Source organism: Stieleria sp. (genome assembly GCF_041595215.1).
Lineage (GTDB): Bacteria > Planctomycetota > Planctomycetia > Pirellulales > Pirellulaceae > Stieleria > Stieleria magnilauensis.
Genome location: NZ_JBFHKV010000235.1, coordinates 1 through 9,205 on the forward strand (window position 1 = coordinate 1; position 9,205 = coordinate 9,205).

At 59.9% G+C, this 9,205-nt stretch carries 6 protein-coding genes; all 6 read right to left on the reverse strand.

What is annotated here, in order from left to right; all coding sequences use genetic code 11:
* Positions 1-1,122: hypothetical protein (locus ABX749_RS11425; RefSeq protein ID WP_372896093.1), on the reverse strand; the 1,122-nt coding region annotated here is incomplete at its 3' end.
* Positions 1,119-2,456 carry a radical SAM protein gene (locus ABX749_RS11430; RefSeq protein ID WP_372896094.1) on the reverse strand — a complete coding sequence of 446 codons (1,338 nt, stop codon included), beginning with the start codon at positions 2,454-2,456 and terminating at the stop codon, positions 1,119-1,121. The genes ABX749_RS11425 and ABX749_RS11430, both read right to left, overlap by 4 nt.
* A gap of 169 nt (positions 2,457-2,625) precedes the next feature.
* On the reverse strand, positions 2,626-3,069 hold the full coding sequence (locus ABX749_RS11435) for an SRPBCC family protein (RefSeq protein ID WP_372896095.1): 444 nt from the start codon (positions 3,067-3,069) through the stop codon (positions 2,626-2,628).
* Between the two features lie 302 nt (positions 3,070-3,371).
* A complete protein-coding gene (locus ABX749_RS11440) occupies positions 3,372-4,778 on the reverse strand; it encodes a sulfatase-like hydrolase/transferase (RefSeq protein WP_372896096.1) in 1,407 nt (468 codons plus the stop codon).
* Between the two features lie 34 nt (positions 4,779-4,812).
* Positions 4,813-6,699: a redoxin family protein gene (locus ABX749_RS11445; RefSeq protein ID WP_372896097.1), complete on the reverse strand. Its 1,887-nt coding sequence runs from the start codon at positions 6,697-6,699 to the stop codon at positions 4,813-4,815.
* A gap of 319 nt (positions 6,700-7,018) precedes the next feature.
* Positions 7,019-9,205, reverse strand: a 2,187-nt coding sequence (locus tag ABX749_RS11450; protein WP_372896098.1) for an efflux RND transporter permease subunit, incomplete at its 5' end; no start/stop codon positions are given.

The window sequence follows — 9,205 nt, forward strand, 5'->3', positions numbered from 1 at the left end:
AGTGACCGTTTGTAGCAGCAGCATCGCCAGTGTGAGCGCACAGCCTACGATGAATGCGGATGACGCGATCTTGGGGGGCCCTTTCCTTTCACTCTTTCCGGCACCCTCACGAGATAGCAGAATCGACATCATACCGAGCACGATGCAATAGCTGTGCGCTAAACGAGTCAGACGCCGCGGCAGCGCGTTGTAGTCTCCCATGAATTCGGGCGTCGGAAACGGACCTTCGAAGGCATACAGCCCGATGAACATGCCGGCCGACGTCGACGCGGCGATCAGGAACCAACCCCAGCGCTCCAGCATGCCGCCGTGCTTCAACGCAAGGATCAGGCCCGCGTACACGCCGATCACAACGGCGGTCGCCGGTAACGCCAGCAGGTATTTCAGGTGCATCGTGATGAAGCAGGCGAGCGCGAGAATCAACGGCATGCCGACCGCCCCGATCGCCAAGCTGACTCCACCCAGTCGCGCATTGGTGTGATACGGGCCGGCGCGCCGGGCGACCCCGTAGTACAGCAGGGTCAGCACCGATAACGCGATCGCGGCCACTCGCGCCAGACGCAACATCCGCAACCGGACGCCGTCTTCGCTGCCGAGCTGTTCCAAGACCCAAGCTTCGGGCAAAACGGGACGCAGACCGGCGATGAAATCCAACAGCATCCCGAAGCAGGCCACCGGCAGAATCATCCTGATCTGCTTTGCGTAGAGGCCCGACGGGCCGACCCACAACAGGAACGCGAACCCGCTGAAATTGACCAGACTGCCGGCAAGCACCAACCAGTGACACGCCGGCCACCACAGCCCGAGTGCGTACCCGGCGATGTAGCTGCCGGCGCCGATCGCGGTGAGCAGCGCCGCGGTTGTCCGTGCCCGGCGATCGAACGCAGGCGTCGCCAGCAAATGCGCCATCGCCAGCTGCAGAAACGCCATCGCAATCACCACGCCGTGGGCGTGCCGGACGGCGAGGGGAATACCGCCGTCAGAACCGGCCGCAGTTGTCGCATCCAACAGCCATGGATCCAATGCCGCGGACAACGTCAATCCGATCAACAGCGTCGTCCATCCCAGCAGTCGATTCAGGTTGCCCGCCGCGACAAAGCCGTCGTCGTTGGGAGGTGTCATGGGTGAAACGCCCGCTGTTTGTGACGACGTGAATACAGGTAATACTTTGCGAACTGCTTTCGCCGCCACTGGGTGAAGTCTTCACAGTAGAGTCGGTCCGCAAGCTCGTGAAAGCCCTGTTGGAGTTCGTCGACCGACATCGGCGTGGGGCGATAGTTCAAATCGAACAGCGTGCATCGTTCCCATGCGCCGGGATACAGCAAGCGATTGTCTTTCTCCAAACGCTGGTAGAGTGGCGTGCCGGGGAACGGCGTCTGGTAGGTGATCTGGACGTCATACAGTTTGGCTTGCTCGGCAAAGTCGTACACGGCGTCAAAGATGTCGGTTCCCTGGCCGTCCAGCCCCAAGATGAAGCAGCCGTTGACGCGGATGCCATTGCTTTGGATCCGTTCCACCGCTTCGATGTAGTGCGGCCATTGTCGACGTTTCCAATCGTTCTTCAGTTCAATGCCTTTCAACCCCGGCAAGATCGGGCTTTCCAATCCGATCAGCACTTCGGCGCATCCGCTGTCGCGCATCATTCGCAACAGTTCTTCGTCTTCGTGCACCGACAGATCCGTTTCGGCGAACCACTTCACCCGCCGCCTTTTCAACTGTGGCAGCAACTCCTTCCAGTACGCGCGATGAATGAACGAATTGTCGTCGGCAAACTCGATAAAGGGCCTGGGCCAGAGTTCACAGATGCGGTCGATTTCGGCGAGCACTTTCGCGATGGGTTTTTGTTTGTAGCGTCGTGTCAGCAAAATGCTGGACGCGCAGAATTCGCAACACCTCGGACAGCCGCGACTGGTCTGAACCGTCAGCCGGTTGTACTTGGAGATGTCCAGTAATTCATACGCCGGCATCGGTGCGTCGGCGAGATCGAATTCGGCGACGTCGAAGGAGCTGTAGCGGCGCCGCAACTGACCCAAGCGAGCGTCGTCAAGCACATCCCGCCACACCACTTCGCCTTCGCCGATCACCACCGCGTCACAGTGCCCGAGCGCTTCGTCGGGCAGTGACGTCACGTGCAACCCGCCCAGCACGACAGGGATGCCGAGTTCACGGTATTGATCGGCCAGCGTGTAGGCCTCGGGCATCTGGGCGGTAAAGCTGGAGATGGCGACCAAGTCGAGAGCTTGTGGCAGCGGGTCGAGTTGCTTGAGGTCTTGCACCTCGAAGTACTCCACCGAATCCTGCTGGGGAATCATCGCGGCCAAGGTCAACAGGCCCAGGCTGGGCAACGACGCAATCGTTTCGCTGCGTTCGACGAAGCCGGGCAGCGTCAGCCCTTTGCGCAACAGTTCCTGGTCGCAGCAGCGAATGCCGCTCATCGCAATCAAGCCGATTCTCATTTCGTCACTCTCACGTGCTGTGTTCAAGCCTACGGGCCCTGCGCTGTTCAAGACCTTGTCGATCGAGCGGTATTGGTCGCCAGCCAAACGGCTGATCCCATGTGCGATCCCATTTAATCAACAGGCTTTGACGATTTTTGCCTCCCGAACATTGAGCTGCGGCGAACCACTACGACGGTTCCAACAACGACTTCAGTTTCTGCAGCGATTGCTGCCCTTTCTGCTGAGCGCCGGCGAGCAATTGGTCCAGACCTTCGGTTCCCGCGAGTTCTGCCGGGATCTCGGCTTCGACATCCACGGTCAGCTTGGTTCCGGTGCCTTCGGGTTCGGCGTTGTAAGTGAATTGGCTTTTGATGCCGCCCTCGGTGGCGAACGAGTAGCGGCGACCGGGGACATAGTGAATGGTTTTGGCGGTTCCGGTGAACTCGTGGCCGAGCAGGTCCCATTTCCAATCCCAGCTCTTGGTGACCTGACCCGGGTCGCCTTGGATGTTGGAAACGCCCTTGAGCGATTGCAGGTACTTCATGCGGTTGCGATGGTCGGCAATGAAGCGGATCACATCCTCGGGGTCGCGCTCGATTGCGACAGAGACCTGTAGATTCTGTTTGGACATTTCCGGTGCTCCTTAGAAAAGGGGATTTCGTCCGAACGAGTGTTGCGCCGTTGGGGAACACGGCGGGCAACGTCGATTCTAACGCGCCCCGGTGTCAGAGAGCCCGTCGTTGGATCAGCACAGCGCCGCGATCAGGCAAATTTGCCGCGCGGTGGAACGCATGGGGTTGGTCGATGGAATGGGGTAGGAAGATTTTGGGTAGGAAGATTGCGTCGCGGATTCAGGCGATCGGGTGTCGAGCCTGCCATTCGGGGCAACGGCGAAGAGGAGTGTTTCAGGAAGATGCTTGGCACGGGGAAGCGTCAGTGGTTGGAGCGTTTTTGGTAACCCGGCTTTCGATCGCTGCTGACGCGGTCGTGGTGAATGGCTTGCCCTTTGTTTGGAAACGAGTCGAGGGCATGTTGCAAGGTCTTTCGTGCCGATTGCTGCTCGGCATCCGCGTTGTCGATCGGCAGCGGTTGTGTCTCCATCACGTCGCTGATGGTGTCGTACAGGTCGCCGTTGTCATAAAGCTTGTATTTCTTGTTGCGGGCGTAGCGGACTTCGTAATGGCTGTATTTGTTGTCCAGCTTGGCGGCATAGGGTCGTGGAAAGTAATAGCCGTAGATCCACTGGCGTTGCTGCCCCGGTTGCCCGAGGCATTGCGGCCAAAAGCTTTGTCCGTCGCCGTCTTTGATTGCCTTCGGTGGCAGGTCTGCGGCCTGGACGATGGTCGGGAAGAAATCCGAAAAGGCGATCAGGTCGTCGTTGACTTGTCCCGGTGCAACGACGCCGGGAAGATTGACCACCAACGGTACGTGTGTGCCATAGTCGTGGGTGTAGCCTTTGCCGCCTTTGACCGTCTTGCCATCAAGCCGGGATGACAGCACGGCGTTGGTGCCGTTGTCGCCGGTAAAGATCACGAGCGTGTTGTCGCGCTGCCCGCTGGCTTGCAGGGCATCGACTAAGCGGCCGACGCACTTGTCCATGTACGCGACCATCTCGACGTAGTTCTGTTTCTGACGCTTGGCAGTCCGCTTGGTCTTGTCGACGCGTTCACCGCCCTCGCTGTCGGGGGTGGGCACGAACGGGTCATGCACCAGGATCATCGGGTAGTAGGCGAGAAATGGCTTGTCGCTTTCCTGTGTCATGAAGTCGATCAGAAAATCGGTCATGACGTCGGGACCGAACGTGCGGCGCGGAAGATTCAGCAATTTGCCGTTTTGCACAAAGGAGGGCTTCCAATAACGCTCTCGCGCTCCGCCGGGAATGTTCCACAGACACCATGTCTCGAAACCCGCTTCTTCGGGCGTGATGCCCTTGCCCGGTTGCTTGCTTTGCAATTGCCACTTGCCGGCCACCGCCGTGCGGTAGCCGTTGGCTTGGAAGTGGTTGGCGAAGGTCGGTTCGCCGTTGGGGTAAATGCCGAAGTCCTGATAGTTGAACACGTTGCTTTTCCCCGACATCAAATTGACGCGTGAGGGCGTGCACAGGGGCGTCGAGTGGGCGTTCGTGAATCGGATGCCTTGTTTTGCCAACGCATCGATCCGCGGCGTCGTGTACTCCTTGCTGCCATAGCTGCTGAAACATTCAAAGCCGACGTCATCGGCCATGATCAGCAATATGTTCAGCGGGCGGTCCTTCGCAGCGGCAGGCTCGGCAGCCCGGGAGAACTGCGCCGCAACTGCGATCGAGCAAACGGCTGCGAACAAGAGGATTCGAACGTGCATGGTGTGCGCCCCTGAAATCTGCGAACTGCGGCGTCTAATGCTCTTGCGCCTTGGAGATGTAGCGGCGTTGGTGGTCGATCAATTCGTTGAGTTCGTCCATGGTTTCGCAGGTGCATTGGAACGTGCACAGCAGCATCTCGTCGGTCGAGTTGTCGCCCCAGCGGACGGTGACCGGGGGCGAGTGGGGGTTGAGTGGATTGTTCGACGAATTGTCAAACCAGGCGTCGACGATCAGCTGCGTTCCTTCGGGAAGGATGACGGGTTTGGCAAACGAGTATTGTCCCTGCCAGTTGAAGTCCCAGTCTTTGATCCACAATAGCGGCTTGGTGCGGCCATCGGGTGACTTTGCCCAGACCTTCACTTCGCTGCCGAGCATGTGCATGTGGGGCACCAGATCCAACAGCATGGTCCTGACCGGCAACGTGTAGGCCGCTCGTTCGTGGTGGTGTGACTGGTCGGCGGGAATCTCGATGTCCTTGTTGCCCACCTGGAGTTCGACGACGAGTTGCCGGGCCGAACGGTGCGCGAAATAGAGCCCGATCTTCGAACGGTCCCGCTCGGTTTTTCCGGTGGTGACGTAATGGATTTCGGCGACGATGTCACTGCCCTTGGTCACCAACCGGCCCATCCCCCGGGGCAGCTTGCGTGGCGTCATGCCGGGGAACCAACTGGTCAGTGTGCCTTGAGATTCAAACTGGGGGCCGCCGAAGCCGCTGTACCCCGGTGCCGGATCGGCTTCGTCCAAACGTCGTCCGGCACGGCGGGTGTCCAGGTAAAAGCTGGCGTGATGAATCGCTTGCGGCGTGCCGGGATGAAAGTCGATGGCGGTGATCAGCCGGTCGTCGGTCAGTCGTGACGGGATCACAAAGTACTGTCGAATGTCGGGACCGCTGGCGGGAACGGTAAACGCTTCCTGCATCTCGAGAATCAAATCCGGCTCGCCGAGTTTCCAACCCTTGACGTGCTCAATGGGGGCGGGCAAGTCGGCCGGATCGCCTTCGGGTTTGCCCGTTTCGACCCACACGTCGATCAGATCGATTTGATGATCGGTCAGCCGCATTTCGTCGCGAAGTCGGGTGAAGCCCGGTGCGGGTTTCCACGGCGGCATGTAACGGCTGCGGGTGACTTCGAGGATCTGGTTGGCATGGCTGCTGACATCGTCATACGTCAACAATGGAAACGGTGCCGATTGGTTTTCGCGATGACAGGACGAACAATTGGCCTGGATGATCGGCGCGATGTCGCGCGTGAACGTCACGCTGCCCTCGCGGGTCTTGTTGGGCGGTTCTTCCATCAGGCAGCCGATCGGTTTGGTCACCGGGACGTCGATCGGTGTGCCGTGGGCGGCTGAATTGACCGCGTTTTCGAGATACGGGGTCCTGGCGGCTTCTTTCTTGCGGCCCAGTTTTACATAACGGTCATCGATCGCACCGCTGTAAATGACGCGGCCGTGGTCATCGAGCACAAAGACCTGTGGCGTATGCGTGGGGGAGAGCGCCAGACGCAACTCGCCGGATCCATCAAACAGAATTGGGAAACGAACCTTGTACGTTTCGCTATGGGCAATCGCATCGGCACGCGTCACCGACGGATCTGAAACCACGCCGTAAAACTCGATTCCGTCGCGGCGGTATTTGGTCGACAAGTCATTCAGCTGAGGCAGGTAGCTGTTGCTGATCGGGCACTGTGTCGACAAGAACGTGACGACGACCGCCTTGGTCGAGCTCCGTTCGCCAAGCCGACGCAGCCGTCCGGTCAGATCAACTCCCTTGAGTCGCTGAAGCGAGTGCCGTTCTCCAGCCCGGCTGGTGCTGCAATCGGGGTTGGCGAGCAGACACGCGATCGCAATCGTCGCGGCGACCGTCGCGAGAAACTGCGCGAATCCGATGGGGCCTTTCGTTGTGTGGACGATGGCTGGCATTCCGTTTGAAAAGTGTCCCGGCGAGTCATTTCGACGCGTCCGGTAAGAAGAGGGGTATGCGCACTATACGCTTTTCCCGGTGGCACTCGCAACAATTTTGTGTCCCGGGGGGGCAGACACGAAGGCGGCCAGCCGTTTGGCATCGGATCGGGACGCGACAATGGATGGTTTCGGCCAACGGCCGTTTACATCCATAGCCTTGGGCATCGCCCAAGGTCCGCTGCATGATCAACGACTTAATAACCGCGCGACCTCCAAAACCTGAAGGAGAAGCGTGTCCAACGACGACAACATCGACACGCTGGAAGCCTGTCCCACGTCATGCCGCGGCGGAGTTGCGGTGGACGAGCGAGTAGACGCAGGGCACCAGGACGAGCGTCAGCAGGGTGCTGGCAATCATGCCACCCATCAGGGCTCGGGCCAACGGAATCATGGCCTCGTTGCCCGGGGCGAGCTGGAACGACAGGGGCAACATCGATGCAACCAGCGTCAGCGAGGTCATCAGGATCGGTCGCAAGCGGACGCCGGCTGCCGAAACCGCCGCGTCGTGGGGCGAGAGCCCTTCGGCGCGCCGGCGATTGGCAAACTCGACCAACAGAATCGAATTGTTGACCACGACGCCGATCATCATCAACGTCCCCATCAGCGATTGAATGTTGATCGTCGTGTTGGTCAAGAACAGCACCAGCAGCACGCCACCGATCCCTAGCGGCACGGCCAGCATGATGATCAGCGGATCGACAAAGGAGCGGAACTGCGCCATCAGCACCAGGTAGACCAACAGTGTGGCGACCGCCAGCCCGACACCCAACAGATTCATGCCGGAACGCATTTTTTCGACCGGCCCGCGGAGCGCGACGCCGACGCCGTTTTCGAATTCCATGTCGGCCAACGTCGCTTCGATGTCGGCGGCGACCGAACCGATGTCGCGGCCGGAGACGTTGACGTGGACGTCGTTGACGCGGGAGATGTTGTAGTGGGCGATCTCGCCGGGAATGTTGACCCGGTTGACCGTCGCCACGTTGGACAGCGGAATCGTGATCGGGCCATCGGGCGTGTGGAGCGACAGCGGGATGTTGCGAATTTCGTCGAGGGATTCGAAGGTGTTGTTTTCGTACTGCACCCCCATGAAGAAATCGACGCCGGATTTGGGATCGATCCAAATGGTCGGCGCGTAGCCGACGCTGGATCCCAGCGCGGTCAACACCGTCTGTGCGACGTCCTCTTGGTCCAGCCCCAAGTACTTGGCGCGCGTGCGGTCGACTTGGACATCGAATTGCGGATAGTCGAGCGACTGCGCGATTTGAACGTCTTCGGTCCCCGCGATCGGACGGATGGCTTGGACGATTCGTTCGGCGGCGTCGCGGCATTGTCCCAGCGTGCCCGCGGAGACTTGAACACTGATCGGAGTCGGCACGCCTTCGTTGAGCGCCATGTTGACGATGCCGCCGGAGACGAACAGGAATTCTTCCAGCGGATAGTCGGCGGCCAGTTTTTCACGTAGCTGGTTGATGTACGTGTTGGTGCTGGTCGATCGGCCGTCCTGTTTCAGGTTTACGATCAGGTAGGCGGTGTCGGGGCCGGAATTGGAACTGAGCACGGTCGAGAATCCGGCGCCTTTGCCGACCGGCAATCCGATGTTCGCGATCAGCGTTTCGATTTCGTTTTCGGGAATGACCTGCTTGATCGTGTCTTCGATTCGCGCGACCAGCTTTTCGGTTTCGATCAGCTCGGTTCCGGGCAGCGTTTTCAATCGCACTTCGAACGATCCCGAGTCGACGCTGGGGAACAGTTCGGTTCCGATGCGCGGCCACAGCAGGAACGTGGCACCGACGGCGACGACGATGACCAGCGCGCTGGCGGCGGGGGCTTTCATCGCGCCACCGAGCAGTCGGCCGTAGAGTCCCCTGGGCATCGCATCATCACGGTCGGCGTCGTTGTTTGGTGCACCGACCTTTTCACGGATGAAGGTCGCGCAGAACGCGGGCACCACGGTCAGCGCCAAGATGTAGGACGCGCCGATGGTGAGCGTGGCGGCCAATGACAGCGGGGTGAACAGGTACTTGATCATCCCGGTCAAGAACACTGCGGGCAGAAACACGGCAAGTGTGGTGACGGTGCCCGCCAGGATCGCGCCGGAAACTTCCGCCGTCCCGTCGCGGGCGGCATCGAGTGCGGACTTGCCCATCCGTTGGTGGCGGATCACGTTCTCGACGACGACGATTCCCGCATCGACGACCGTTCCAATTGCCAGTGCGAGTCCGCCCAGGGTCATCACGTTGATGGTTTGGCCGCTGAACGCGAACCCGAGTGCTCCGATCAGGACGGCAAACACAATGACCGCCACGATGATCACCGTCGGCAGCAAGCGGCGGAGGAAAACGAGAACGACGATCGCGACCAGCAGGGCGCCCAAGCCGATTTGCGTCTGCAAGTTGGCCATCGCTTTTCGAATGTAGCTGGACTGATCGGACACCAACGTGACTTCGGTGGTCTCGGGGATGTC

Bases quoted from the DNA above. Each gene is read 5' to 3' on its own strand.
- ABX749_RS11430 (WP_372896094.1), bottom strand. From the start codon at position 2,456: ATGAGAATCGGCTTGATTGCGATGAGCGGCATTCGCTGCTGCGACCAG.
- ABX749_RS11435 (WP_372896095.1), bottom strand. From the start codon at position 3,069: ATGTCCAAACAGAATCTACAGGTCTCTGTCGCAATCGAGCGCGACCCC.
- ABX749_RS11440 (WP_372896096.1), bottom strand. From the start codon at position 4,778: ATGCACGTTCGAATCCTCTTGTTCGCAGCCGTTTGCTCGATCGCAGTT.
- ABX749_RS11445 (WP_372896097.1), bottom strand. From the start codon at position 6,699: ATGCCAGCCATCGTCCACACAACGAAAGGCCCCATCGGATTCGCGCAG.